The sequence below is a fragment of the Microbacterium aurum genome, from assembly GCF_016907815.1.
Taxonomy (GTDB): Bacteria; Actinomycetota; Actinomycetes; order Actinomycetales; family Microbacteriaceae; genus Microbacterium; species Microbacterium aurum.
Genome location: NZ_JAFBCQ010000001.1, coordinates 420,246 through 445,073, shown reverse-complemented (window position 1 = coordinate 445,073; position 24,828 = coordinate 420,246). Strand labels below are relative to the sequence as shown.

Annotated in this window: 24 protein-coding genes and 2 tRNA genes; 15 read left to right on the top strand and 11 right to left on the bottom strand. The window is 68.7% G+C overall.

Features of this window, described 5'->3' with window-relative positions:
• Positions 1-171 precede the first annotated feature (171 nt).
• The 9 genes from dnaA to JOD60_RS02155 all read left to right on the top strand — a co-directional run bounded on the left by dnaA (position 172) and on the right by JOD60_RS02155 (position 10,335).
• Positions 172-1,602 (top strand): chromosomal replication initiator protein DnaA, encoded by a 1,431-nt coding sequence (dnaA, locus tag JOD60_RS02195; protein WP_076688239.1) that lies wholly within the window; start codon positions 172-174, stop codon positions 1,600-1,602.
• 442 nt (positions 1,603-2,044) lie between these two features.
• On the top strand, positions 2,045-3,187 hold the full coding sequence (gene dnaN / locus JOD60_RS02190) for a DNA polymerase III subunit beta (protein ID WP_076692009.1): 1,143 nt from the start codon (positions 2,045-2,047) through the stop codon (positions 3,185-3,187).
• A gap of 52 nt (positions 3,188-3,239) precedes the next feature.
• Positions 3,240-4,424, top strand: coding sequence for a DNA replication/repair protein RecF (gene recF, locus JOD60_RS02185; RefSeq protein ID WP_076692008.1), 1,185 nt, complete (start codon positions 3,240-3,242; stop codon positions 4,422-4,424).
• A complete protein-coding gene (locus JOD60_RS02180) occupies positions 4,417-4,911 on the top strand; it encodes a DciA family protein (protein WP_076692007.1) in 495 nt (164 codons plus the stop codon). The genes recF and JOD60_RS02180 overlap by 8 nt, the downstream gene beginning before the upstream one ends.
• A 133-nt stretch (positions 4,912-5,044) precedes the next feature.
• Entirely contained in the window at positions 5,045-7,105 is a 2,061-nt protein-coding gene (gyrB, locus tag JOD60_RS02175) for a DNA topoisomerase (ATP-hydrolyzing) subunit B (protein ID WP_076692006.1), read from the top strand.
• A 29-nt stretch (positions 7,106-7,134) separates the two neighbouring features.
• Entirely contained in the window at positions 7,135-9,726 is a 2,592-nt protein-coding gene (gene gyrA / locus JOD60_RS02170) for a DNA gyrase subunit A (protein ID WP_076692005.1), read from the top strand.
• Complete coding sequence (locus JOD60_RS02165) at positions 9,723-10,124, top strand: DUF3566 domain-containing protein (protein ID WP_076692004.1); 402 nt, start codon at positions 9,723-9,725, stop codon at positions 10,122-10,124. Before gyrA ends, JOD60_RS02165 begins: the two co-directional genes overlap by 4 nt.
• Positions 10,125-10,162: 38 nt before the next feature.
• Positions 10,163-10,239: transfer RNA gene (locus JOD60_RS02160), tRNA-Ile, on the top strand.
• 23 nt (positions 10,240-10,262) lie between these two features.
• Positions 10,263-10,335, top strand: a tRNA-Ala gene (locus JOD60_RS02155).
• A gap of 36 nt (positions 10,336-10,371) precedes the next feature.
• Here JOD60_RS02155 and JOD60_RS02150 read toward each other — a convergent pair.
• A complete protein-coding gene (locus JOD60_RS02150; RefSeq protein ID WP_076692003.1) occupies positions 10,372-10,764 on the bottom strand; it encodes a hypothetical protein in 393 nt (130 codons plus the stop codon).
• 53 nt (positions 10,765-10,817) lie between these two features.
• Here JOD60_RS02150 and JOD60_RS02145 point away from each other — a divergent pair, with 53 nt between their 5' ends.
• On the top strand, positions 10,818-11,240 hold the full coding sequence (locus JOD60_RS02145; RefSeq protein WP_076692002.1) for an NUDIX hydrolase: 423 nt from the start codon (positions 10,818-10,820) through the stop codon (positions 11,238-11,240).
• A 53-nt stretch (positions 11,241-11,293) separates the two neighbouring features.
• Here the strand turns inward: JOD60_RS02145 and JOD60_RS02140 are convergent, their stop codons facing one another.
• Together JOD60_RS02140 and JOD60_RS02135 are read right to left on the bottom strand one after the other, a co-directional pair.
• Positions 11,294-11,776, bottom strand: coding sequence for an aminoacyl-tRNA deacylase (locus JOD60_RS02140; RefSeq protein ID WP_076692001.1), 483 nt, complete (start codon positions 11,774-11,776; stop codon positions 11,294-11,296).
• A gap of 62 nt (positions 11,777-11,838) precedes the next feature.
• Complete coding sequence (locus JOD60_RS02135) at positions 11,839-12,417, bottom strand: DNA helicase (protein WP_076692325.1); 579 nt, start codon at positions 12,415-12,417, stop codon at positions 11,839-11,841.
• A 113-nt stretch (positions 12,418-12,530) separates the two neighbouring features.
• On the opposite strand from JOD60_RS02135, the gene JOD60_RS02130 reads away from it, so the two are divergent.
• Positions 12,531-13,088: a peptidylprolyl isomerase gene (locus JOD60_RS02130; RefSeq protein ID WP_076692000.1), complete on the top strand. Its 558-nt coding sequence runs from the start codon at positions 12,531-12,533 to the stop codon at positions 13,086-13,088.
• Positions 13,089-13,094: 6 nt separating this feature from the next.
• Entirely contained in the window at positions 13,095-13,940 is an 846-nt protein-coding gene (locus tag JOD60_RS02125) for a rhomboid family intramembrane serine protease (protein WP_076691999.1), read from the top strand.
• Positions 13,941-14,015: 75 nt separating this feature from the next.
• Here JOD60_RS02125 and JOD60_RS02120 read toward each other — a convergent pair whose 3' ends face one another.
• Positions 14,016-14,264 (bottom strand): cell division protein CrgA, encoded by a 249-nt coding sequence (locus JOD60_RS02120; RefSeq protein WP_076691998.1) that lies wholly within the window; start codon positions 14,262-14,264, stop codon positions 14,016-14,018.
• A 55-nt stretch (positions 14,265-14,319) separates the two neighbouring features.
• Between JOD60_RS02120 and JOD60_RS02115 the strand changes: the two genes are divergently transcribed.
• From JOD60_RS02115 to JOD60_RS02105, 3 genes are read left to right on the top strand one after another with little or no spacing between them, the layout of a single operon-like run.
• Positions 14,320-15,075, top strand: a complete 756-nt coding sequence (locus JOD60_RS02115; RefSeq protein ID WP_076691997.1) for a class E sortase — start codon at positions 14,320-14,322, stop codon at positions 15,073-15,075.
• Positions 15,075-15,233 (top strand): hypothetical protein, encoded by a 159-nt coding sequence (locus tag JOD60_RS02110; RefSeq protein WP_198159096.1) that lies wholly within the window; start codon positions 15,075-15,077, stop codon positions 15,231-15,233. The genes JOD60_RS02115 and JOD60_RS02110 overlap by 1 nt, the downstream gene beginning before the upstream one ends.
• Positions 15,226-15,855, top strand: a complete 630-nt coding sequence (locus tag JOD60_RS02105; RefSeq protein WP_076691996.1) for an anthranilate synthase component II — start codon at positions 15,226-15,228, stop codon at positions 15,853-15,855. Before JOD60_RS02110 ends, JOD60_RS02105 begins: the two co-directional genes overlap by 8 nt.
• Here JOD60_RS02105 and pknB read toward each other — a convergent pair.
• From pknB to JOD60_RS02070, 7 genes are all read right to left on the bottom strand, one after another.
• Complete coding sequence (gene pknB, locus JOD60_RS02100; protein ID WP_076691995.1) at positions 15,852-17,552, bottom strand: Stk1 family PASTA domain-containing Ser/Thr kinase; 1,701 nt, start codon at positions 17,550-17,552, stop codon at positions 15,852-15,854. The two genes, JOD60_RS02105 and pknB, sit on opposite strands and share 4 nt — an antisense overlap.
• Positions 17,553-17,641: 89 nt before the next feature.
• Positions 17,642-19,357, bottom strand: coding sequence for a serine/threonine-protein kinase (locus tag JOD60_RS02095; protein ID WP_076691994.1), 1,716 nt, complete (start codon positions 19,355-19,357; stop codon positions 17,642-17,644).
• Positions 19,354-20,814: a peptidoglycan D,D-transpeptidase FtsI family protein gene (locus JOD60_RS02090; RefSeq protein WP_076691993.1), complete on the bottom strand. Its 1,461-nt coding sequence runs from the start codon at positions 20,812-20,814 to the stop codon at positions 19,354-19,356. Before JOD60_RS02090 ends, JOD60_RS02095 begins: the two co-directional genes overlap by 4 nt.
• 13 nt (positions 20,815-20,827) lie before the next feature.
• Positions 20,828-22,210, bottom strand: coding sequence for an FtsW/RodA/SpoVE family cell cycle protein (locus tag JOD60_RS02085; protein WP_076691992.1), 1,383 nt, complete (start codon positions 22,208-22,210; stop codon positions 20,828-20,830).
• Positions 22,207-23,445: a PP2C family protein-serine/threonine phosphatase gene (locus JOD60_RS02080; RefSeq protein WP_076691991.1), complete on the bottom strand. Its 1,239-nt coding sequence runs from the start codon at positions 23,443-23,445 to the stop codon at positions 22,207-22,209. Before JOD60_RS02080 ends, JOD60_RS02085 begins: the two co-directional genes overlap by 4 nt.
• A 10-nt stretch (positions 23,446-23,455) precedes the next feature.
• Entirely contained in the window at positions 23,456-23,998 is a 543-nt protein-coding gene (locus tag JOD60_RS02075) for an FHA domain-containing protein FhaB/FipA (protein ID WP_076691990.1), read from the bottom strand.
• Positions 23,995-24,744, bottom strand: coding sequence for an FHA domain-containing protein (locus JOD60_RS02070; protein ID WP_076691989.1), 750 nt, complete (start codon positions 24,742-24,744; stop codon positions 23,995-23,997). Before JOD60_RS02070 ends, JOD60_RS02075 begins: the two co-directional genes overlap by 4 nt.
• Between the last annotated feature and the right edge of the window lie 84 nt (positions 24,745-24,828).

Here is a 24,828-nt window from a genome sequence, read left to right as displayed (position 1 = left end):
GAACTCAAACCAGCGATCACTCAGGAAGGGCCGAGGGGACATTATCCACCGACTGTGGATAGCGTCTGGTGAAGACACGCGGGCCGGATCTACAGTGGATTTTGCTCTCGACGGGGTCGCTGGATACCGTGACTCGGGTAGTTATCCACAGGTGAAGGTTCCAGGGGGGACATGTCTCAGCACGAAGTTCCGGATGTCCCGGTCTGGACCGCCGTGCTGGACGAACTCAGCGGCGATGAGCGGGTGACCCCGCAACTCCAGGGCTTCCTGAACCTCGCCGTCGCCCAGGGTGTCATGAGCGGCACCCTCTATCTCGACGTGCCGAACGACCTCACCGCAGCGCAGCTGAACAAGCGGCTGCGCGCGCCGATCATGGAGGCGCTGGCGCGCGTGGACGCCGAGCCGGCCGCATCCGCGTTCCGTGTCGTGGTCAATCCAGAACTCGCCGACGCGCACCTGACCGCGCCCATCCCGGTGCAGTCCGCCGCCGCGCCGATGCCGATCGCGCGGCCGGCAGCCGAGGAGTTCAGCGAGCCGGCGTCGTTGCCGGCGCACGGCAACAGCCGCAGCGACACCCGACTGAACCCCAAGTACAGCTTCGACAACTTCGTCATCGGCCAGTCCAACCGGTTCGCGCACGCGGCGGCCGTCGCCGTGGCCGAGGCGCCGGCGAAGGCGTACAACCCGCTGTTCATCTACGGCGACTCGGGACTGGGCAAGACCCACCTCCTCCACGCGATCGGCGACTATGCCTTGAGCCTGTACACCGGCATCCGCGTCCGGTACGTCTCGAGCGAAGAGTTCACCAACGACTTCATCAACTCCATCGCCAACAACCGCGGCTCGGCCTTCCAGGCCCGCTACCGCGACGTCGACATCCTCCTCATCGACGACATCCAGTTCCTGCAGGGGAAGGCCGAGACGCAGGAGGCCTTCTTCCACACCTTCAACACGCTGCACGACCACGACAAGCAGGTCGTGATCACCAGCGACGTCCCGCCGCGTCACCTCACCGGCTTCGAGGACCGCATGCGCAGCCGATTCGAGTGGGGCCTCATCACGGACGTGCAGGCGCCCGACCTCGAGACCCGCATCGCGATCCTCCGTAAGAAGGCCCAGTCCGAGCGGCTGCTGGTCCCGGACGACGTGCTGGAATACATCGCGACGAAGGTCTCCAGCAACATCCGCGAGCTCGAGGGCGCACTCATCCGGGTCTCGGCGTTCGCGAGCCTCAACCGGTCGAACCTCGACATCTCGCTGGCCCAGACCGTCCTGCGCGACATCGTCGACACCGACGACGCCAACGTCATCTCCCCGACGGACATCATCACCGCGACGGCGCAGTACTTCCGGCTCTCCGTCGACGACCTGTACGGCTCCAGCCGCTCGCAGTCGATCGCCACGGCCCGCCAGATCGCGATGTACCTCTGCCGCGAGCGCACGAGCCTGTCGCTGCCGAAGATCGGTCAGCTCTTCGGCAACCGCGACCACACGACCGTGATGTACGCGTACAAGAAGATCAGCGAGCTCATGAAGGAGCGGCGCTCGATCTACAACCAGGTGTCGGAGATCACGACACAGCTCGGCCGCGTCGGCCGCTGACGGCAACACGCCGATATATTCCGCGTCCGGATCTTGACAGCCTTCACAGCTGTCGCCACTATTCGCGTTCTGCACAGTGTGGACAGCCTGTGGATAACTACATGTCGCGACGGGACTGCTGTGAGCCGATCGACGGATGCTGTGGATGACGGCGCTTCGCGAGCGTGCGCTCGGCTGCCGCTTTCCCCGCGGCATCCGCAGTTCGCCCACAACTTACACGCGTGTGGTTTCCCGCTCTCGACAGCGATCCACCGAGTTGTCCACAGTTTCCACAGCTGTTAACACCATGACAGAGATCTCCTTTGATGAAACCGGTTCGATCACCTCTGCGAGGCGAACGCCGGCCGACGTCGCCGGCGGAAGATCGCTCGACAATCCGGACGGAGGAGGGCACTAGCATGAAGTGGCTTGTCCTTTGTCTAAGCCCGAGTAGGGAGCGCCAGTGAAGTTTCACGTGAATCGCGACGTGTTCAGCGAGGCCGTGTCGTTCGTCGTCAAGCTCCTGCCGCAGCGCAACCCGCAGCCGATCCTGGCCGGTGTGCTCATCGAGGCGACGGAGGACGGACTCTCGCTCGCCGCGTTCGACTACGAGGCGTCGGCACGCACGACGATCGAAGCGACCGTCGACGAGCCGGGCACGATCCTCGTCCACGGCCGGCTGCTGTCCGAGATCGCGAGCCGTCTCCCGAGCGCTCCCATCCAGATCGAGGTCGGCGCCGACGACGGCATCGTCCTCACCTGCGGGTCGGCGCGGTTCACCCTCGCGTCGATGCCGGTGCAGGAATACCCCGCCATCCCCGAGGTCTCCGGCGAATCCGGGCTCGTCCCGGCCGAGGAGTTCGCGAGGGCCATCTCGCAGGTCGCCTTCGCCGCCTCCCGCGACGATGTCACCCCCGTGCTCACCGGTGTGCAGCTGGAGGTCGCCGGAACCGAGCTCAGCCTCGTCGCGACCGACCGCTATCGGGTCGCGCTCCGCGACGTCGCCTGGGACGGCGGCACCGTCGCGGGTGAGGAATCGACGACGGCGCTCGTGCCGGCGCGCACCCTCACCGAGGTGGGGAAGACCTTCGCGCACTCCGGCGACATCCAGATCTCGTTCTCCGGATCGGGCGATCGCGAGATCATCGCGTTCACGGCGGGCAACAAGACCGTCACCTCGCTGCTCATCAAGGGCAACTTCCCGCCGGTGCGCCGGCTGTTCCCCGAGCAGACCGACCACTACGCCGTCGTCAACACCGCCGACCTCGCCGAGGCCGTCCGCCGCGTCTCGCTCGTGCTCGACCGCTCGGCTCCGCTGCGGTTCACGTTCGGCGAGGACGGGGTGTCGATGGACGCCTCCGGCACCGAGCAGGCGCGCGCGACCGAGTCGGTCGACGCGACGCTCGCGGGCGAAGAGGTCACGCTGGGCCTGAACCCGCAGTACCTGCTCGAGGCGCTCGGCGCCGTCAAGAGCGAGTTCGCGCGCATCACGTTCACCTCGAGCGACAACGCGAACAAGCTCAGCCCGGTGCTCATCACCCCGCAGACCTCGGGCGGTCCCGAGAGCTTCAAGTACCTCCTGCAGCCGAACCTGCTGCTGCGCTGATCGCCGCACGGGCGGCGACCAGCGCGTCAGTGCCGCGGCCTAGGCTTGACCGGTGATCGTGGAACAGCTGAATCTCGTGGACTTCCGCAATTACGCGGCAGCCGACGTGACGCTCGCGCCCGGTCCGAACGTCTTCGTCGGGCGCAACGGCCAGGGCAAGACCAACCTCGCCGAGGCCATCGGCTACTTCGCCACCCTCGGGTCGCATCGCGTCTCGCAGGACGCGCCGATGGTCCGCGACGGTGAGGATGCCGCGATCGTGCGCATGCGGCTGGCTTACGGCGAGCGGCGGGTGCTGCTCGAGGCGCAGCTGAACCGCTCCGGGAGCAACAAGGCGCGCGTCAACGGGTCCGCGGTGAAGACCGCGGAACTGCCCCGGTACGCCCAGGTGGTCCTGTTCGCGCCGGAAGATCTGCAGATCGTCCGATCCGATCCCTCCGCCCGTCGCCGGTTCGCCGATCAGCTGCTCATCCAGCGCGCACCGCGCATGGCGGGCGTCCTCGCCGACTACGACCGGGTGCTCAAGCAGCGGACGGCGCTGCTGAAATCGGCGCGGGCCCGCGGCATCCGAGGCGAGAACCTGTCGACCCTCGAGGTCTGGGATGACAAGCTGATCCAGCTCGGCACCGACGTCATCCGCGCCCGCCTCGCCCTCGCGGCGGATCTCGCCGGTCCCGTCGCCGAGGCGTACACGGCGATCGCCGGCGCGGACCACCGCCCCGAGCTGGAGTGGCTGCTGTCGATCGGCGGCACCGATCCCGATGACGACGAGGAGCGTGTCGATGCCGCGGCATCCGACACGCCCTCCGCCCACGCCGCGCTTTCGGCGGCGGACATCGCCGGCGCGTTCCGGTCCGCGCTGACGAGCAAGCGCGCCGCGGAGCTCGAGCGCGGTCTCACCCTCGTGGGTCCGCACCGCGACGATCTTCTGCTGCGGGTGCGCGGACTTCCCGTCAAGGGATACGCGTCACACGGTGAATCGTGGTCGGTCGCCCTCTCGCTGCGCCTCGCGTCGGCGCACCTGCTGCGCGCGCAGTCGCAGCTGGGAGACCCGGTGCTGATCCTCGACGACGTGTTCGCCGAGCTCGACACCGATCGGCGGGCGCGTCTGGCCGGCATGGTGGAGGGCTTCGAGCAGGTCATCGTCACGGCGGCCGTCGAGGAGGACGTCCCGCCGGCCCTGCGCGCCCGCACGGTGCGGGTCGTCGCCGGCACGATCGAGGTGGCGCATGAGTGACGAGACGCCCGCGGTCCCCGAGACGATCGGCACCTACCTGCGCCTGCGCGGACTGGAGCCCTCGCCGCGCGCCGCGCGCCGACGCCGCAAGCGCGGCAGCGACGACGAGGACAAGCAGCCGTTCGCCCCCGGCCGCGACCCGAAGGGGGTCGGCGACGTGCTCGCCGACCTCACCAAGCAGTCGGGATGGGACTCGCAGCTGGCCCGCGAGGACCTCGTGCTGCAGTGGACCGACGTGGCCGGCGAGGAGACCGCCCGCCACGCGCACCCCGTGGCCCTCGCCGACGGACTGCTGACGGTGCAGTGCGACTCGACGGCATGGGCCAAGAACCTCCAGCTCATGCGCGGCGAGATCGTCACGCAGCTGATGCGCCGGTTCCCGGATGCCGGGGTGACCAACGTCCGTTTCGTGGGGCCGGACGTCCCCTCATGGAAATGGGGCCCCAGAGCCGTTCCAGGGCGCGGTCCTCGCGATACCTACGGCTGAGCCACGTCCTGCGGCATCCTGGCGATTTTCCGGGCGCCACAGGGCCGTTCTCGCGTCGATGGCGGGGAAAAAAACGATAGACTCGATCGTTGGAGGACCGCGCCTGCGGTCGGACCCAGGAGCACGCGAGCATATGACGTCTGATACCCCCGACAGCGTTCCTCAGGAACTTCCGCCCACGCCGTCTGAGAGGGCGGGGCAGCCGCAGAAGGTCGAGAACGAGTACGGGGCCGACGCCATCCAGGTGCTCGAGGGCCTCGAAGCCGTGCGCAAGCGGCCGGGCATGTACATCGGCTCCACGGGTGAGCGGGGCCTGCACCACCTCGTCTACGAGATCGTCGACAACTCCGTCGATGAGGCGCTCGCCGGATACTGCGACACGATCGCCGTCACGATCCTCGCCGACGGCGCGATCCGCGTCGTGGACAACGGCCGCGGCATCCCGGTCGACCCCCACGCGTCCGATCCGACGAAGTCCACCGTCGAAGTCGTCCTCACCGTGCTCCACGCCGGTGGCAAGTTCGGCGGCGGCGGATACGCCGTCTCCGGTGGTCTCCACGGCGTCGGCTCGTCGGTGGTAAACGCGCTCTCGACGCGGTTCGAGGTGGAGATCCGCCGCCAGGGCTACGTCTGGCGGCAGACCTTCAGCGGCGGGGGCAAGCCGGAGGGGCCGCTCGCGCGGGGCGAGGAGACGGAGGAGACCGGGACGATCATCACGTTCTGGCCCGACGCCACGATCTTCGAGAGCGTCGACTTCGACTACGACACGCTGCGCACCCGCTTCCAGCAGACCGCGTTCCTCAACAAGGGCCTGCGGATCACGCTGAGCGATCACCGCCCGGCATCCGCCTATGTCGTCGACGGCGATGACGGCCAGGCCGTGGAGATGCAGCCGCACGACGACTTCCACTACGAGCGCGGTCTCGTCGACTACGTCGAGTACCTCAACAAGGTGCGCAAGGCCGAGGTCGTGAACGACGAGATCATCGAGGTCGAGTCGGAGGACACCGAGCGCCACATCTCGCTCGAGCTCGCGATGCAGTGGACGACGAGCTACACCGAGAACGTCTTCACCTTCGCCAACACGATCAACACGCACGAGGGCGGCACCCACGAGGAGGGCTTCCGCGCGGCGCTGACCACCCTCATCAACAAGTACGCCCGCGCGAACAACCTCCTGAAGGAGAAGGACGACAACCTCACCGGCGAGGACATCCGCGAAGGCCTCACCGCCGTCATCTCGGTGAAGCTGTCCGAGCCGCAGTTCGAGGGGCAGACCAAGACGAAGCTCGGCAACACCGAAGCCAAGGCGTTCGTGCAGAAGATCGTGGGCGACCAGCTCACCGACTGGCTCGACCGCAACCCGCAGCAGGCCAAGCGCATCATCACGAAGGCGATCGACGCGGCGACCGCGCGCCTGGCGGCGCGCAAGGCGCGGGAGACCGCCCGTCGCAAGAGCGTGTTCGAGTCGGCATCCATGCCCGACAAGCTCAAGGACTGCACGAGCAAGGATCCCTCGATCAGCGAGATCTTCCTCGTCGAGGGCGACTCCGCCGGCGGTTCGGCCGTGCGCGGCCGCGACCCGGAGACGCAGGCCATCCTGTCGCTGCGCGGCAAGGTGCTCAACGTCGAGAAGGCGCGCCTGGACCGTGCCCTCGGCAACAACGAGATCCAGGCGATCATCTCCGCGTTCGGCTGCGGCATCGGCGAGGACTTCGACGTCGAGAAGGCGCGCTATCACAAGATCGTCCTCATGGCGGATGCCGACGTGGACGGGCAGCACATCACGACGCTGCTGCTGACCCTGCTGTTCCGCTACATGCGCGGTCTCATCGAGGCCGGCTTCGTCTATCTCGCGATGCCGCCGCTGTACCGGCTCAAGTGGTCCAACGCCGAGCACGAGTACGTGTTCAGCGACAAGGAGCGCGACGCGCTGCTCGCGGACGGACTGGCCAACGGCAAGCGGATCCCCAAGGAATCCGGCATCCAGCGCTACAAGGGTCTCGGTGAGATGAACCCGAAGGAGCTGTGGGAGACCACGATGGACCACAACACCCGGACCCTCCGGCAGGTGACCATCGACGACGCCGCCGCGGCGGACGAGATCTTCTCGGTGCTGATGGGTGAGGATGTCGAGTCGCGACGCGGGTTCATCCAGCGCAACGCCAAAGACGTCCGCTTCCTGGACATCTGACCCTTCGACGAGCTCAGGAACGATGACGAATGACTGACGACGTACGCCCCGACCCCAACGCGGGCCACAACCACGGCAACATCGACCAGGTCGACCTCCAGGTCGAGATGCAGCGCAGCTACCTCGACTACGCGATGAGCGTCATCGTCGGGCGCGCGTTGCCCGACGTGCGCGACGGGCTCAAGCCCGTGCACCGCCGCGTGATCTACGGGATGTACGACGGCGGGTACCGGCCGGACAAGAGCTTCAACAAGTGCGCGCGCATCGTCGGCGAGGTGATGGGTCAGTACCACCCGCACGGCGACAGCGCGATCTACGACGCCCTCGTCCGGCTCGTGCAGCCGTGGTCGCTGCGGTATCCGCTCGCGGAGGGCCAGGGCAACTTCGGCTCGCCGGGCAACCAGGGCGCGGCCGCCCCGCGGTACACCGAGACGAAGATGTCGCAGCTGGCCATGGAGATGGTCCGCGACATCGACGAGGAGACCGTCGACTTCGAGGCGAACTACGACGGCAAGACGCAGGAGCCGACGGTCCTGCCCTCCCGGTTCCCGAACCTCCTCGTCAACGGGTCGGTCGGCATCGCGGTCGGCATGGCGACGAACATCCCGCCGCACAACCTGCGCGAGGTCGCCGAGGCCGCGCTGTGGGCGCTGGAGAACCCCGACGCTCCGCGCGAGGAGCTGCTCGAGGCGCTGATGAGTCGGGTGCACGGCCCCGACTTCCCGACCGGCGCGCAGATCCTCGGCACGAAGGGCATCCGTGACGCGCAGCGCACCGGGCGCGGCTCGATCACGATGCGCGCCGTCGTGAACGTGGAGGAGATCCAGGGCCGCACGTGCCTGGTCATCACGGAGCTGCCGTACCAGGTCAACCCCGACAACGTCGCGCTGAAGATCCGCGACCTCGCCCGCGACGGCCGCATCACCGGCATCGCCGACATCCGCGACGAGACCAGCGACCGCACCGGGCAGCGCCTGGTGATCGTGTTGAAGCGGGATGCCGTGGCGAAGGTCGTCCTGAACAACCTGTACAAGCACACGCAGCTGCAGGAGAACTTCGGCGCCAACATGCTGGCGATCGTCGACGGCGTGCCGCGCACGCTCGCGCTCGACGGGTTCATCACCTACTGGATCGACCACCAGATCGAGGTGATCGTCCGGCGCACGCAGTACCGGCTCAACGAGGCCGAGAAGCGCATGCACATCCTGCGCGGCTACCTCAAGGCGCTCGACGCGCTCGACGAGGTCATCGCGCTCATCCGCCGCTCGCCGACCGCGGACGACGCCCGCGAGGGTCTGAAGACGCTGCTGGAGATCGACGACGACCAGGCGAACGCCATCCTGTCGATGCAGCTGCGTCGTCTCGCGGCGCTGGAGCGCCAGAAGATCATCGACGAGGCCACCGAGCTCGAGCTGAAGATCGCCGACCTGACCGACATCCTCGCCTCGCCGGTGCGTCAGCGCACGATCATCAGCGAGGAGCTGACCGGGATCGTCGAGCGGTTCGGCGACGACCGCCGCACGCACATCCTGCACGGCTTCGACGGCGACATGTCGATGGAGGACCTGATCCCTGAAGAGGAGATGGTCATCACCGTCACCCGCGACGGGTACATCAAGCGCACCCGCAGCGACAACTACCGGTCGCAGCATCGCGGCGGCAAGGGCGTGAAGGGTGCGCAGCTGCGCGCGGACGACGTCGTCGAGCACTTCTTCGTCACCACGACGCACCACTGGCTGCTGTTCTTCACGACCAAGGGCCGGGTCTACCGCTGCAAGGCGTACGAGGTTCCCGAGGCCGGGCGCGACGCGAAGGGCCAGCACGTCGCGAACCTGCTCGCACTGCAGCCGGGCGAGGAGATCGCGCAGATCCTCGACATCCGCGACTACAAGGTCGCGCAGTACCTCGTGCTCGCGACCCGCGACGGCAAGATCAAGAAGACGGCGCTCAGCGAGTACGACACCAACCGCCAGGGCGGGATCATCGCGATCCGTCTGCGCGGGCAGGAGGATGCCGAGGGCGGCGACGAGCTGGTCAGCGCGCTGCTGGTCGACGACACCGACGACATCCTGCTCATCTCGCGCCAGGGCATGTCGCTGCGGTTCACGGCGACCGACGACTCGCTGCGTCCGATGGGCCGCTCCACCGAGGGCGTGAAGGGCATGTCCTTCCGCGAGGGCGACACGCTGCTGTCGGCCTCGGTCGCGAAGGATGAGGGGTACGTGTTCGTCGTGACCGAAGGCGGCTATGCCAAGCGGACCGCCGTCGACCAGTACCGGCTGCAGGGACGCGGGGGCCTGGGCATCAAGGTGGCCAAGCTCAACGACGATCGGGGCAGTCTGGCGGGCGGTCTCATCGCCGCGGAGGACGACGAGGTCTTGGTGGTTCTTGCCAGCGGCAAGGTGGTACGCTCTGCCGTGGCCGAGGTGCCCGCCAAGGGCCGCGACACCATGGGCGTCGTGTTCGCCCGTCCCGATGACGATGACCGCATCCTCGCGATCGCCCGCAACGGCGAACGAGCCCTGCGCCACGAGCAGGAGCCGGCCGAGAACGCAGACGCCGCAGACGCCGCAGACGACCCCTCCACTGCGAGCCCCGAAGGAAGTGACACTGACGCATGAGCACGGTAGCCGACAAGCTCGCCAAGAAGTCCTCGAGCAAGACCAGCGCCAAGCAGGTGCGCCTGCGCCTGGTGTACGTGGACTTCTGGTCCGCCGTCAAGCTGTCCTTCCTCGCGGCGGTGGCCCTGGCGATCGTGACGATCGTCTCGGTGTTCCTCGTCTTCATGGTCATCAAGACGACGGGCCTGATCGGCAAGCTCGATGAGCTGTTCACGGCGTTCGACGACAACTTCACGTTGAGCACCTACATCGACCTGCCGCAGGTGATGGCGTTCGCCGCGATCGTGGCGATCCTCAACCTCATCGTCATCACGGTGCTCGGCGCCGTGGTCGCGGGGATCTACAACCTCATGGTGAAGGTGACCGGCGGACTGCTGGTCGGCTTCACGTCCAATTAGGGCTGAGCCCGAGAATCGGGTAAAGTCTACGAGGTTGCGGGGCTATAGCTCAGGCGGTTAGAGCGCTTCACTGATAATGAAGAGGTCCCAGGTTCAAGTCCTGGTAGCCCCACCAATTCCTCCCCTACAACCACATCCGGGGCCTTAGCTCAGTTGGTAGAGCGCCTGCTTTGCAAGCAGGATGTCAGGAGTTCGAATCTCCTAGGCTCCACATCACATCGATCCTTGGCCTCAGTAGGTAGCGGGATCAACCGGGCACGTCGATCGACCAGCCGATCTCGGGCGCCGCGCCGTGGATGAGGATCCACTCGACCACGGAGAGCGCGTCCGGGAGCGCGAGTGTGTCACGGTCCGCGTACTCGTCCTCCTGTCCGTTCTCGAGCAGGTAGCCACCGCTCGTCCCCTGCGCGCCGTCGTCGATCGCATGCCCGGCGCTCCCGTCGGCCCCCATGAGCATGACCATGACCCGCTGGCGGTTCGTGACGAGGTGCAGCATCAGGCCGGTGTCCGACTGCAGCACCGTGGTGAGACTCCCGGCGGCCGCCCGATCGGTCAGGAGCGCGCGGATCTCTGAGACCGTGAGCGGTGAGCCCTCGGCACCTGCCAGTGACCAGCTCGACGCACGGTGCTTCTCGTCCATGTCCCCCATCCTGCCTGACCGCCGCGGACCAGCGACCTCGGTAGGGTGGCGGGATGGACCTCCGCGTCGCGGCCTATGCCGTCATCGTCGACGACGAGGGGCGAGTGCTGCTGGCCCATTGGAACGAGGGGCGCCGCGCCGCGTGGACGCTGCCGGGCGGCGGACTCGAGCCCGGTGAGGATCCCGCCGATGCCGCGCGCCGCGAGGTCCTGGAAGAGACCGGGTTTCACGTGGAACTGGGCGATCTCCTCGGCATCCACTCCCGCGTGATCCCCGCGCGACAGCGCATCACGCCCGGCGCCGATGCTCCCCTCCACACCCTGCGCATCCTCTACCGCGCCCGCATCACCGGTGGTCGGCTGCGCAACGAGGTGGGCGGCTCCACCGACCGCGCGGGCTGGTTCCCCGTCGCCGAGATCGCCGACCTGCAGCACGTGCAGCTCGTCGACATCGGGCTGGAGATGGCGGGGCTCTGATCTCGGTACGCCGCTCGTTCCTCGCGGCTACTCGATCACCGGGGTGGGGGCCGTCAGGGCGCGGCGGGCTGTGAGATGTCGGCGACGACGGCCTGGTAGGCCGCGATCAGGTCGTCGGCATCGACGAACAGGCTGTAGCCGTGCGCGCCGGCGCCCATCGCGATGCGCCGGCCGGCGATTGAGGCATCCGCGTACACGGGCCAGTCCTGCGCGCTGCCGATCGGGGTGATCGTGCCCCGCTCGTATCCGGTCGCCGCGAGCGCAAGCTCCGGCTCGGGCAGGCGCAGCTTGTTCACGCCCACGAGCGCGCGCAGCTTCGGCCACGAGATCGCCCGGTCCCCCGGGATGAGCGCGAACAGGTAGCTGTCGTCGGACCGTTTGACCACGAGCGTCTTGACGATGTCGGCCAGCGTGAGACCCAGCAGTGCGGCGGCCTCGTGCAGAGAGGATGCCGCGGGTCGCTCGCGCAGCTCAATCTCGAGGCCGCGCGCGGCAGCGGCGTAGCGCACGCGCGCGAGGGCGTCAGGGGTGGTCATCGCGTTTCGTCTCGCTCGTTCCTCGCTCGCTCAACGACCGGGAGCGGCGGGTGCGGGGCGGGTCAGGCGTCGGGGGCGCGCAGCGGGTCGTCCGCGACCCAGAGCTCGTCGTCGGCGCGGAGCGTCTGCCACGCGGCGTAGAGAACACCGGCCGCAGCGGCGACACCGAGGATGATGGCGATCACGCCACCGGCGCCGATCCCCTTCTTCGCCGGGGCGGGCGCGGACACGGCGAGCTTCTTCGCGGCATTCTTCCCGTACTTGTCGGCCGCCTTCTGCAGCTTCGCGATGTCGATCGAGCCGAACCCGCGGCCGGCGGCGAGAGCCTCGCGCTTCTCGTTGGCGGCATCCCACACCGACAGCGCCGAGCCGATGAGAGCCCCGACGGCGGGCGCGACGCGCTGGTTGTAGACACGTGCGGAGGTCTGCAGACCCTGGTTCACGTACGGGGCGGCGTACTTCTCGTACGTGTGCTGCACGGTGGGAACGACCTGCTCGCGGTTGTAGTGGCCGAGCTGGCGACCGGCTTCGCGGGCGACGTGCCCGGCCTGGCCGAGCAGCACCTGCTGCGACTCCCACAGCGTCGATGCCTGCTCCTGGAGCTTGCGGAGTTCCTTCTTGCGCTTACGGCTGAGGCTCACGGTGCCCTCCCTGGGGTTCCGGCTGATGTCCGTCATCACGGCGGTACGAATATCCCCATCTTGCCAGACGGGCCCGATGGCGCGAGGGGTTGACAGGTGAGAGAATGCTAAGCATGCCGATCCACACCGCTGTTGCGACGATCCACACCAACCACGGCGACATCGTCGTGAACCTCTTCGGCGACCACGCGCCCCGCACGGTGCAGAACTTCACCGGCCTCGCCGACGGCTCGCAGGCCTGGACGCACCCCGCGACGGGCAAGCCCGGTGAGGGACCGCTCTACACCGACGTCATCTTCCACCGCATCATCCCGAACTTCATGATCCAGGGCGGCGACCCGCTCGGGCAGGGCGTGGGCGGACCGGGCTACAACTTCGACGATGAGATCCACCCGGAGCTGAACTTCAACAGCCCGTACATCCTCGCGATGGCCAACGCGGGTCTTCGCCGCAATGCCATCACCGGCAAGGCCGAGGGCACCAACGGCTCGCAGTTCTTCATCACGACCGACCCGACGCCGTGGCTGCAGGGCAAGCACACGATCTTCGGCGAGGTCGCCGATGACGCCTCGCGCGCCGTCGTGGACGAGATCGCCGCCGTGCCGACCGCGGCCGGTGACCGCCCGATCGACCCCGTCGTCATCCGTTCGATCGACGTCGTGGCGGTCTGACAACGCGTGACCGACTCCGACCCCCGCAGCAATCCGGACAACTTCTGCTACCGGCATCCGCAGCGGCAGAGTTTCGTCCTCTGCCAGCGATGCCTGCGCATGATTTGCCCGGAGTGTCAGACGCCGCTGCCGGTCGGGGTGATCTGTCCGGAGTGCCTGGCCGAGCAGCAGAAGGCCCACAAGGCGACGGTCACGCGGATGCCGCGGCGTCGCGCCGCGGGCCTCGACGGCCGGCCGGTGGTCACGTACACGCTGGTCGTCGTGACGAGCGTGTTCTTCCTCATCGGGCTGATCCCCGGAATGGGCGACGTCGTCACGTCGTGGTTGTTCTACTATCCCCCGCTCGCGTACGCGCAGCCGTGGCGACTGTTGACCGTCACCCTCGTGCACGCGAGCATCTGGCATGTCGCGCTGAACATGCTCGCGCTCTGGGCGCTGGGCCGCAGCCTTGAGCCCCTGCTCGGCCGGTGGCGGTTCCTCAGTCTGTACCTGCTGAGCGCGCTGGGCGGATCGGTGCTGGGCGCGCTGTTGGCGCCGACGACCCCGGTGGTCGGCGCGTCGGGCGCGGTGTGGGGTCTGCTGGGCGCGATGTTCGTGATCGGCCGGCACCTCGGAGCGAACGTCACCGCGATCGCGATCATCCTGGGACTGAACCTCGTGATCACATTCCTGCCGAACTCGAACATCGCCTGGCAGGCGCACATCGGCGGCGGTCTCGTCGGCGCGCTGGTCGGCCTCATCTTCGCCAAGACGCGCAAGATCCGCCAGCGCCGCACGCAGATCTGGCTGCTCGTCGCGGTGGCGGCGGGCCTGCTGACGCTGCTCGCGGTGCCGCTGCTGATCTACCGGTGAGCGTCCCGGCTGACCACGAGAGTTATCCACAGATTCATCCACACATGGGGATGAATCACACCGGTGTAATTCCTTTCAGCGCCAGCGGGTCGTCATGAGGAAGCCGACGAACGCGATCGCGAACCCGATGACGAGGTTCCATGCGCCGATGCCTGGGATTGGCAACGCGACATTGTTCCCGCCGCTCAGATAGAACACGATCACCCACAGCAGGCCGAGGATCATGAGGCCCAGCATGATGGGCTTGAACCACACCGGGTTGGGGGCGGACTCGCTCTCGCCGTACTCCGCGAGCTGCTCATCATCCTTGCCTGAACGTGCCATGGCGAAGATTCTACCTGGCAGCGGCGTCACAGCCGTGCTGTGGAAGAATCGCACCATGGGGGAAGCTCACCAGCGGCGCCGTGTCTCGGTGATCGGCGTCCTCGGCGAGATCCTCATCACCATCGGTGTCGTCGCCCTCCTCTACGTCGCCTGGCAGATGTGGATCGGTGACTGGATCATCGGCTCGCAGAAGCACAACGAGGCCAGCGCCCTCTCGCAGAGCTGGACGCAGCAGACCACCGCCCCGACCGAGTCCGCGACACGCATCCCGCCGCCGACGCCCACCGACACCGCCGATCTGATCGTCCCGGTGCTCGCCCAGCCCGAGCACGGCCAGCAGTTCGGCGTCATGTTCGTGCCGCGGTTCGGACCCGACTGGCAGTTCACGATCGCCGGTGGCACGACGCGCAAGGACATCCTCGACCAGGGCGAGATCGGCCACTACGTCGACACCGCCATGCCCGGCGACATCGGCAACACCGTCTACGCCGCGCACCGCTGGACCTCCGGTGCGCCCTTCGACCCGATCGACAAGCTCGTGATCGGCGACGCGATCGTCGTGCAGACCCCCGACGGCTGGTACACCTACCGGTTCCGCACCCTCGAGTACGTGCAGGACACCCAGGTCGAGGTGCTGCTGCCGGTGCCCCAGCAGGTCGGTGTCGCCGCCAACGGCCGCTACCTCACGCTGACCAGCTGCGCACCGAAGCTCAACATGCTGGAGCGCATCATCGCGTACGCCGTCTTCGACAGCTTCACACCGACCGCCGACGGGCCGCCGGCCTCGCTCACCGAAGGGGTGACCGCCTGATGTACGCCGCCCTCTGGCGCATTCTGCCCGGCCCGGCGTGGGTGCGGGTGCTGATCCTGCTCGTGCTGCTGGCCGCCGTGCTCTATGGCCTGTTCTGGTACGTCTTCCCCTGGGCGGGCCAGTTCATCAACCCGCAGGAGTCCACCGTCGGTGGCTGACGTCCTCGTCGTCGACAACCACGACAGCTTCGTCTACACGCTCGTCGGATACCTCCACGAGCTCGGCGCGACGACGACGATGATCGAGGCGGATGCCGTGGCAGACCCGGCGGCCGCGCTCGCCGGTGTCGCCGGGGTGCTCGTCTCCCCCGGACCCGGGAGGCCCGAGGCGGCCGGCGCGTCGGTGGGGGTCATCCGGGCGGCGGCGGGCCGCGGCATCCCGGTGCTCGGGGTCTGCCTCGGGCATCAGGCGCTCGCCGTCGCATTCGGCGCAGACGTCGATGAGGCCCCCGAACTGCGTCACGGCACGACGTCGCAGGTGCACCACGACGGGCGCGGCCTGTTCCTCGGTCTGCCGTCGCCGTTCACGGCGACGCGGTACCACTCCCTCGCGGTGGTGCCGGCATCCGTTCCGCCGGAACTGGAGGTCACGGCGCGCACCGCGGCGGGCGTCATCATGGGGCTCGCTCACCGCACCCTGCCGCTGTGGGGGGTGCAGTTCCACCCCGAGGCGGTGCTCACCGAGGGCGGGTACCGGCTGCTCGGCACCTGGCTGGAGCGCACCGGCGTGGCCGGCGCGGCGGCCCGTGGGGCGCGCCGCAGTCCGCTGCGGCAGCTCTAGGAGCCGGTGCAGACCGTCAGCTCGACGGTGGAGTGGATCGGCACGTCGCCCGGCGGGAGCGACTGCGCGGCCACGGTCCGATCGGCCGTCGCGGGGCAGCCGGGGTCTTCGATGACGACCGGGTTGAGCTTCAGCGCGTCGGAGGAAAGCTCCCGCTGCGCCGCCTCGACGGTGTAGCCGACGACGTTGTTGAGGGCGACCTTGCCGCTGGCGACCACGAGGTTCACGGTGGTTCCCAGGGGCACCTCGCTCCCCTCCGTCTGATCCGCCGACATGACGGTGCCGGCGGCGAGGTCCGGGTCGCTGCGTGTCGTGATCGCCCCGAGCGTCAGCCCGGCCTCGGCGAGGGCGGCCTCGGCATCCGTCGACGACAGTCCGGTGAGCGTCGGCACGGTGCTCATCTGCTGACCGGTGGACACGTACACCTTGATCATCTGCCCCGGCGCGACGGTGGTGCCGGCCGACGGATCGGTGCGGATGACGTTGCCGGCCGCGATCTGATCGCTACTCTCCTCGAGCCGATCGGCCTGCAGGTCGTTCTTGAAGAGCTCCTCGTTGGCCCGCTCCCACGACATGTCCGTGATGTTCGGCACGATGCGGGCGTTCGGGTGCAGAGTCGGGCCGGGCCGGGCGGTCATCACCCAGATGAGCACCGAGATCAAGACGACGGCGAGCACGGCCACGCCGGCCCAGATCCACGCGACGGGCGGACCCGACTGGGTGCGCCGCATCGTCGTGTCGGTCGTCAGCTGCCGCAGCGACCGCGCCGTCTCGGCCGCCTGACGCGGGTTCGCGCCGTACAGCTCGCTCGTCAGGGCGCCGAGCTGCTTCTTCGTCGGGGCGCGCCCCTCCAGCGTCGCGTCCAGCGCCTCGCGGAACGATGCGGCGTCCTGATAGCGCTGGAACGGGTCCTTCGCCAGGGCGCGCAGCGCGACGGCATCCAGCGATCGCGGCACGGTGTCGACGAGCTCGGAGGGCGGGACCGGTGTCTCGCTGACGTGCTGGTAGGCCACCGCGACCGGCGACTCGCCGCGGAACGGCGCGCGTCCGGTGAGCAGCTCGTAGAGCACGACGCCCGCCGAATACAGGTCGGCGCGCGCGTCGACCGGCTCGCCCTTGGCCTGCTCGGGAGAGAAGTAGGCGGCGGTGCCGAGGATCGCGGTCGTCTCGGCGACGGTCGACGACGAGTCCGACACCGCGCGCGCGATGCCGAAGTCCATCACCTTGACCTGCCCCGAGCCGGCGACCATCACGTTGCCGGGCTTGATGTCGCGGTGGACGACCCCGGCGCGGTGCGAGTACTCGAGCGCCTCGAGGATGCCGTCGAGGTAGCGGACGGCGTCGGTCATCGGCACCGGACCCGACGCGATGATGTCCTTCAGCAGTGTGCCGTCGACGAGCTCCATGACGATGTACGGAACCGAGTGGGTCGTGCCGTCGGCATCCGTCTCGGTGTCCTCGCCGGCATCGAACACCCGCACGATGGTGGGGTGCGACATGCGGGAGGCCGCCTGCGCCTCGAGGCGGAACCGGGTGCGGAACGCGCTGTCGTCGGCCAGTTCGCGCTTGAGGATCTTGATCGCGACCTCGCGGCCGAGCCTGAGATCGCGCCCTCGGTAGACGCTGGCCATGCCGCCGCGGCCGATGAGTTCATCGACGCGGTAGCGATCGGACAGCACGCGTGGCTCTGCAGACACTTCACTCCCAAAGCCCTGACCAACGGGGCGGATTCGACAGCCAGCCTAACCGACCGGCCTGGGCGAGAACCCGGCGCGATCGGCGACGATCAGGGGGCGGTGTCGGGTGTCGGACTCGTCGTCTGCGTCGGGATCGGCGCCTGGCCTTCCGGTGAGGCGGGCGACTCGCGGTCGCCGCACTGCGCGGTGTACGACACGAGCACGAGCGAACCCGGCTGGGCATCGGCGTTCGCGGTGACGGTGAGGCTGCGCGGGCTCGGCGGCGCCTGGTAGGTCGTGCCGTTGTTCGCGTCGAACGTGCCGTTGATCACCGACATGTTGAACGCCGTGAGCGACGACCCCGCGGGGCACGTGAAGGCCGGCCAGGTGACGGTGAACGACGACGATCCGGGCGGGTTGTTCACCACGGTGGGGGCGCCCGGCGTGTCGATGGCGGACTGCTCGTCGTAGAAGGTCAGCGTGATCGACGTGTTCCGCTGCACGTTTCCGGCGGCGGGGTTGGTCTGGTAGATCTTCCCGACGTCGCCGGCCGTCGGCGCAGGGGTGCCGCGTTCGCAGACGACGCCGGTGAGCTCGTTCTCCTGCGCGATCGTCATCGCCTCGTCGCACGTCTTGCCGATGAAGCCGAGGCTGGTGATCGGGATGTTCGTCGGCTCAGGGGTCGGGGTGTCCGAGGGCTCGGTCGGGGTCGTGCTCGGCGTCGACGACGACGGTGCCGGCTCACCGCCGGGGTTGGCGAAGAGGGCGAACAGCGTGCCGCCGAGGACGAGCAGCAGGATCGCGATGAGCGCGATCAGCGGCCATGTCCAGGGACTCCGCTTCTTCTTCTCGGGGGCGGGCTCCTCGGCATCCGCGGCGGGCGCGGCCTGCGGCAGGATGCGCGTGGCCTCGGCGGTGCCGAGAGCACCCGGAGTGAGCAGCTGCGTGACCTCATCGACGGGCACGCTGCCGGCGATCGCCGGCACGATCGCGGCGGCGCCCGCAACGTCGCCGCGGCGCAGGGCGGTCGCCGCGCGCGCCACCGCGGAGGCGGTGGCCGGGCGGTCTTCGGGCTTCTTCGCGATCATGCTCATCACGAAGTTGCGCACCGGCTCGGCGATCGTCGCCGGCAGCGCCGGCGGGGTGTCGTTGATCTGCGCCATCGCGATCGCGACCTGCGATTCGCCCGTGAAGGGGCGCTTGCCGGCCAGGCACTCGTAGGCGACGATGCCGAGCGAGTAGATGTCGGTGGCGGGGGATGCCGGGTGACCGGACGCCTGCTCGGGCGAGAGGTACTGCACGGTCCCCATGACCTGCCCGGTTGCCGTCAGCGGCACCTGGTCGGCGATGCGGGCGATGCCGAAGTCGGTGATCTTGACACGGCCGTCGGGGGTGATGAGGAGGTTCCCGGGCTTGATGTCGCGGTGGACGAGGCCGGCCGCGTGCGCGGCCTGCAGCGCGGCGGCGGTCTGCGCGACGATGTCGAGCGTCTTGTCGGTCGACAGCGACCCCTCGCGCTCGAGGATCGTCGACAGCGCCTCACCGGGGACGAGCTCCATGACGAGGAAGGCGGAGCCGTTCTCCTCGCCGTAGTCGAAGACGCTCGCGATGCCCTCGTGGTTGACGAGTGCGGCGTGGCGGGCCTCGGCGCGGAAGCGCTCCAGGAACCCCGGGTCGCCCATGTACTCGTCCTTGAGGATCTTGATCGCCACGGTGCGGCCGATCACGTGATCGGTGGCCTCCCAGACCTCGCCCATGCCGCCGATCGCGATTCGCGAGTCGAGTTCATAGCGCCCGCCGAAGCTCACACCCTGTGTCGGTCTCATCTGCTCAGCACCGCCTCAATGACTTTCTTCGCGATCGGGGCCGCGATTCCGTTGCTCGTGCCGTGCTGGCCGAGTCCTCCGCCGTTCTCCACCATGACGGCGACGACGACCTGCGGGTCATCCGCGGGCGCAAATCCGGTGAACCACAGCGTGTACGGATCCGAAGGACCGTGCTCCGCGGTACCGGTCTTCCCAGCCACGTCGACCCCGTCTATTCTTGCACCGCTCGCCGCGCCGTCACTGACATTGGCGACCATGAGAGAGGTCATCGTCGCGGCATCCGCCGTGCTCAGCGCACGACCGAACTCGCTGTCCTCGAAGGTCTGCTGCACCGTCAGGTCGGGGGCGACCACGCGGTCGACCAGTCGCGGGTTCATCACGACGCCGTCGTTGGCGATGCCGGCGGCGACCATCGCGATCTGCAGGGGCGTGGCCTGCACGTCGCCCTGCCCGAAGCCGGTGAGAGCGACCTTGTCGTCGGAGAGCTGCCCGGTCGGGTACACCGAGGGCGTGACGGCCAGCGGGATGTCGAACCCGGAGTTGAAGCCGTACTTCTCCGCCTCGGTGCGGATGGCGTCCTCGCCGAGGGCCACGGCCAGCTGGGCCATCGGGATGTTGCAGCTGAGGCGCAGCGCCGTCGCGATGGTGACCTCGTCGCCGGCTCCGCACGTGCCGCCGTCGAAGTTGCTGATCGAGGTCGACGTGCCGGGCAGCGTGTAGCGGGCGGGATTGGGGAAGGTCGAGTCGGGGGTGAACTTCCCCGAGGAGAGCGCGGCCGAGGTCACGACGAGCTTGAACGTCGACCCCGGCGGGTTGAGGTTGCCCTCGATCGCGCGGTTCCACAGCGGGTTCAGGGCGTTCGCGACGAGCTCGTCGTAGGTCGCGTTGACCTGCGCGGCGTTGTGCACGGCGAGCGTGTTCGGGTCGTAGCTGGGGCTCGTCACCATCGCGAGGATGCGGCCGGTCTTCGGCTCCATGGCGACCACCGCCCCCTCGTCGTCGCCGAGGGCGTCGAACGCCACTTTCTGCAGTGCCGGGTCGAGGGTCACCAGGACGTTGGACCCCCGCGCCGGCTGCCCCGTGATGATGCGCTCGATGCCCGCGAGGAACTGCGAGCTCGCCGTGCCGGACAACTCGCGGTTCATCGCCCGCTCCAGCCCCGTCGCGGACTGCAGCAGTGGATTGATGAAGCCGGTCACCGGCGCCCACATCGTTGCATCCGCGTACTGCCGCTGCCAGCTGTAGATGTCGTCGCTCGGCACCGACGTGGCGATCACCTCGTCACCGGCGATGATCGATCCGCGCTGCACCTCGAACGAGTCGTAGAGGGCGCGCTTGTTGTGCGGGTTCTCGCCGAGGTCGCCGGCTTGGACGACCTGGATCCAGCTCGTGGCGCCGAACAGCGCGATGAACATCGCCAGCATGATGAAGCTGAGGCGGCGGAGCTCTTTGGTCATGTGGTCACCCCCCTCATCCGATCACCACGCGGGGCCTCGAGCGGACCGCGTCGGAGATGCGCAGCAGCAGGGCGACGATGATCCAGTTCGCCACGAGCGACGAACCGCCCGCGGCGAGGAACGGCGTCGTCAGCCCCGTCAGCGGGATGACGCGCGTGACACCGCCGACCATGATGAACACCTGCAGCGCGATCGTGAACGACAGTCCCGTCGCCAGCAGCTTTCCGAAATCGTCCTGACCGGCGATGCCGATGCGCACGCCGCGGCTGGCGAAGACCATGTAGAGGCAGAGGATCGCGAAGACGCCGATGAGGCCGAGTTCCTCGCCGAGACTCGGGAAGATGTAGTCGCTCTGCGACAGGGGGGTCAGTCCCGGGCGGCCGCGGCCGAGTCCGGTGCCGATGAGTCCGCCGTGCGCGAGGCCGAAGATGCCGCTGGCCAGCTGCATGCTGGAGCCGTCGATGGTGTCGGGGTTGAAGGTGTCGAGCCAGTTCGTGAACCGGGCGCGCACATACGGCAGGATCTGCGTCGCCACCGCGACACCGACCGCCGCCAGCGAGAGCCCCAGGAAGACCCAGCTGGTCTTGCCGGTGGCGGTGTAGAGCATGGCGATGAACATGCCGAAGATGAGCATGCCAGTGCCGAGGTCGCGCTGCAGCACGATGATGCCGAGGGACGCGAACCAGATGAGCAGCAGCGGGCCGAGGTCGCGCGCGCGCGGCCAGGTGATCCCGAGGAACCGCCGGCCCACCGAGCTGAGCGCCTCGCGGGTGCGCACGAGGTAGCCGGCGAAGAAGATCGCGAGGCAGATCTTCGCGAGCTCGCCCGGCTGGAAGGAGAAGATGCCGCCGATGGAGATCCACACGTCGGCGCCGGCCTCGACGCCCAAGCCCGGCACGAACGGCAGGAGCAGCAGGACGACACCCGCCAGGCCCGAGACGTAGGTGTAGCGGAACAGCACGCGATAGTTGCGCAACGCCAGCACGAGGGCGACGGCGCCGGCCAGCGCGATGCCGAGCCACACCAGCTGCCGGGTCGACAGCGCCTCCCATCCCGAGATGCTGCGGCCGATGTCGATGCGGTAGATCATCGCGAGCCCCAGGCCCGACAGCACGGTCGCGATGGGCACGACGAACGGGTCGGCCTGCGGGGCGCGATAGCGCAGCACGATGTGAAGGCCGAGGACGAGGGCGGTCAGCGCACCGCAGTAGTACAGGAACGTCCAGTCGATGTGGCCGAGGGCGCCGAGCTGCACGAGGGCGACCGCGGCGCCGTTGATGAGGAACGCGAACAGCAGCAGGCCGAGCTCACGGTTGCGCTGTGTCTGCGGCATCCGGAGTCTGCGCAGTGCCTTCACGACGGTGGTGTCGGCCTGGCCGGTGTCGACGGCGGTCATGGCGTGTCCTCCACGGTCTCGCGGAGGGTCTCCACGATCGCCTCAGCGTCGGCCAGCGACCGCGCCGAGATCGTCGCGGTGACCGCGAGCCGCTGGTAGAAGGGCAGTTCCGACAGCAGGATGCCGGTGTCTTCGTGCACCGACGAGAGCGGGATCGGGCCGAGATCCTGCTGGATCCCGCGGTAGATCACCACGGAATCGTCGTCGGCGCCGACGAAGTAGCGCGACTGCGTCCAGCTGTAGGCGCCGAACAGCGCCCCCGCCAGGGCGGCGAGGATGACGACGAACCCGACGACCCACCAGATGCGCCGGCGGCGGGCGCGGCGGCGATCCTCCTCGATGAGCTCTTCGAGGAACTCGGCGGCCGGCTCGAAGTGGGTCGGCTCGTTCGCCGCCTGCCGGGCGGGGTGCAGCCAGCTGGTGCGGCCGGGCCGGGCGGCGGGCACGTCGACGCCCTGCGGGTTCGACGCCGAGCCGACGATCGTCGGGGTGCCGCTGAACATCGGGTGGCTGCCGCCGACGTCGACGATGACGACGGTGACGTTGTCGGGGGCACCGGCGTCGAGCGCCTGCTTGAGCAGCAGATCGGCGGTGCGCCCCGGCGGGAGCTTCTGCCCCAGCACCTTGCTGGTGTGGGCGTCGTCGACGACGCCGGAGAGGCCGTCGGAGCACAGCAGCCAGCGGTCACCCGGCTGGGTCGGCATGATGAACGTGTCGATCTCGGGATCGGGGTCCATGTCGCCGAGCACGCGCATGAGCACGGAGCGGCGCGGGTGGTAGCGGGCCTCTTCGGGGGTGATGCGACCCGAGTCCACGAGGCGCTGCACGAAGGTGTGGTCGGTCGTGATCTGGGTGAGCGCGTCGTCGCGGTACAGATAGATGCGCGAGTCGCCGATATGCGCGATGACGGCGTAGTCGTCGACCATGATGAGGCCGCTGACGGTGGTGCCCATGCCGGCGAGCTCGGGTCGGCGGGCGACGGTGTCGATGAGGACGGATGCCGTGGACCCGATGGCGTCCTGCAGCGCGCGCTCGGCCTCGCCGGTCGACGCGAAGGGGTGGTCGAGCTCTTTCAGGCGGTGCACGGCGAGGCTCGAGGCGACGTCACCGCCGGCATGGCCGCCCATGCCGTCGGCGACGACGAACAGGTTCGAGCCGGCGTAGCCCGAGTCCTGGTTGTTGGAGCGCACCTTTCCCGTGTGGGAGATCGCGACGCTCGATCCCTCGAAGACCATGCGGCGCCGGCTACTTCCTCAACTCGAAGGTCGTCGCGCCGACCTTGATGGGGGCGCCGATGCGCACGGGCACCGGGGTGCTGACGCGGTGGCCGTCGTGCCAGGTGCCGTTGGTCGAGTCGAGGTCCTGGATCATCCACTGGTCGCCCCACAGGAGGAGCCGGGCGTGGTGGCTGGAGGTGTAGTCGTCGCGGATGACGAGGCCCGACTCGCTGGAGCGGCCGATCGTGAGGGCGTCGGTGCCGAGCGGAAGTTCGAGCCCCGCCTTGGGGCCGCTCGTGATGACGATGCGCGAGACGGCGTCTCGCGTCGCCTTCTGCGGGCTGGAGGGGGCCGGGGCGCTGGCCGCGGCGGGCGCGATCGGCGCCGTCGCCGCCTGCGCGGGCGGGGGCGCGGCGGCGGCCGGGGCCGCCGCCGGTGCCGGATCGGGGAGCTTGCGCACCTTCACGCCGAACAGATCGGCGCGGAGGGAGTAGACGACCGCGAAGACGAAGAACCACAGCAGGATCAGGAAGCCGATCTGCAGGAGCAGCAGGGTCAGTTCGCTCGTCACCGGGCGCCCCCCTCGAAGCGGGGACCGTCGAACCCGAAGGCGCGCGTGGCGTCGGAGGCCGACACGCTCGGGCGGGGCGGCGTGGCTTGGGCGATGACGCGGAAGACGATCTCGGTGCGCCCGATCTTGATGACGGAGTCGGGCGGCAGGGGGGCTTCGGAGACCTTGCGGCCGTCGAGCTCGGTGCCGTTGGTGGAACCGAGGTCGCGGACCATGGCGCGCTCGCCGTCCCACAGGATCTCGACGTGACGGCGGCTCGTCCCGGCATCCGCGATCGTGATGTCGGCGTCGCTGCCGCGGCCGATGACGGTGCGGCCCTTCGCGAGCGGATGCCGGGCGCCGGCGATGTCGACGACGCCGCGCCAGGCGACCTGGCCGGCCGCGGTCTGCGAGTCGACGCGCAGGGTGCCCGTGGAGAGTTGCTCGTCGGTGGCGAGGGAGACGGTGACGGGCCCGGCGAAGCTGAAGCCCTGCGCCTTGGCGTGCTTCTGGACGAGGCTCAGCAGTTCGTCGTCGAGTGTCGAGCCCAGTGAGCGCATGCGCTCGGCATCCGCCGGGGCCAGGCGCACCTCGAAGGCGTTGGGCGCGAGGATGCGGTCACGGCTGACGACGGCGGCCTTGGCGTCGAGTTCGCTGCGCAGGGCGGCGGCGATCTCGACCGGTTGAATGCCGCTGCGGAAGGACTTCGCGAACGCGCTGTTGACCGCGCGCTCGAGTCCCTTCTCGAAGCTGTCCAGTAGTCCCACGGGGCTCCTCATGCTCGGGGGCCGGTGGGTACATGCTAGTTGTACAGCCTGAGCGAGTACGGAAACCCCCGCCGGTGCGCGGAT

Coding starts and splice junctions, on each gene's coding strand:
- JOD60_RS02145 (WP_076692002.1), top strand. CDS start 10,818: ATGGACCTCCGCGTCGCGGCCTATGCCGTCATCGTCGACGACGAGGGG.
- JOD60_RS02095 (WP_076691994.1), bottom strand. CDS start 19,357: ATGAGACCGACACAGGGTGTGAGCTTCGGCGGGCGCTATGAACTCGAC.
- JOD60_RS02090 (WP_076691993.1), bottom strand. CDS start 20,814: ATGACCAAAGAGCTCCGCCGCCTCAGCTTCATCATGCTGGCGATGTTC.
- dnaA (WP_076688239.1), top strand. CDS start 172: ATGTCTCAGCACGAAGTTCCGGATGTCCCGGTCTGGACCGCCGTGCTG.
- JOD60_RS02120 (WP_076691998.1), bottom strand. CDS start 14,264: ATGGCACGTTCAGGCAAGGATGATGAGCAGCTCGCGGAGTACGGCGAG.
- JOD60_RS02115 (WP_076691997.1), top strand. CDS start 14,320: ATGGGGGAAGCTCACCAGCGGCGCCGTGTCTCGGTGATCGGCGTCCTC.
- gyrA (WP_076692005.1), top strand. CDS start 7,135: ATGACTGACGACGTACGCCCCGACCCCAACGCGGGCCACAACCACGGC.
- gyrB (WP_076692006.1), top strand. CDS start 5,045: ATGACGTCTGATACCCCCGACAGCGTTCCTCAGGAACTTCCGCCCACG.
- JOD60_RS02080 (WP_076691991.1), bottom strand. CDS start 23,445: ATGGTCTTCGAGGGATCGAGCGTCGCGATCTCCCACACGGGAAAGGTG.
- JOD60_RS02085 (WP_076691992.1), bottom strand. CDS start 22,210: ATGACCGCCGTCGACACCGGCCAGGCCGACACCACCGTCGTGAAGGCA.
- JOD60_RS02110 (WP_198159096.1), top strand. CDS start 15,075: ATGTACGCCGCCCTCTGGCGCATTCTGCCCGGCCCGGCGTGGGTGCGG.
- JOD60_RS02165 (WP_076692004.1), top strand. CDS start 9,723: ATGAGCACGGTAGCCGACAAGCTCGCCAAGAAGTCCTCGAGCAAGACC.
- JOD60_RS02150 (WP_076692003.1), bottom strand. CDS start 10,764: ATGGACGAGAAGCACCGTGCGTCGAGCTGGTCACTGGCAGGTGCCGAG.
- JOD60_RS02130 (WP_076692000.1), top strand. CDS start 12,531: ATGCCGATCCACACCGCTGTTGCGACGATCCACACCAACCACGGCGAC.
- JOD60_RS02180 (WP_076692007.1), top strand. CDS start 4,417: ATGAGTGACGAGACGCCCGCGGTCCCCGAGACGATCGGCACCTACCTG.
- JOD60_RS02140 (WP_076692001.1), bottom strand. CDS start 11,776: ATGACCACCCCTGACGCCCTCGCGCGCGTGCGCTACGCCGCTGCCGCG.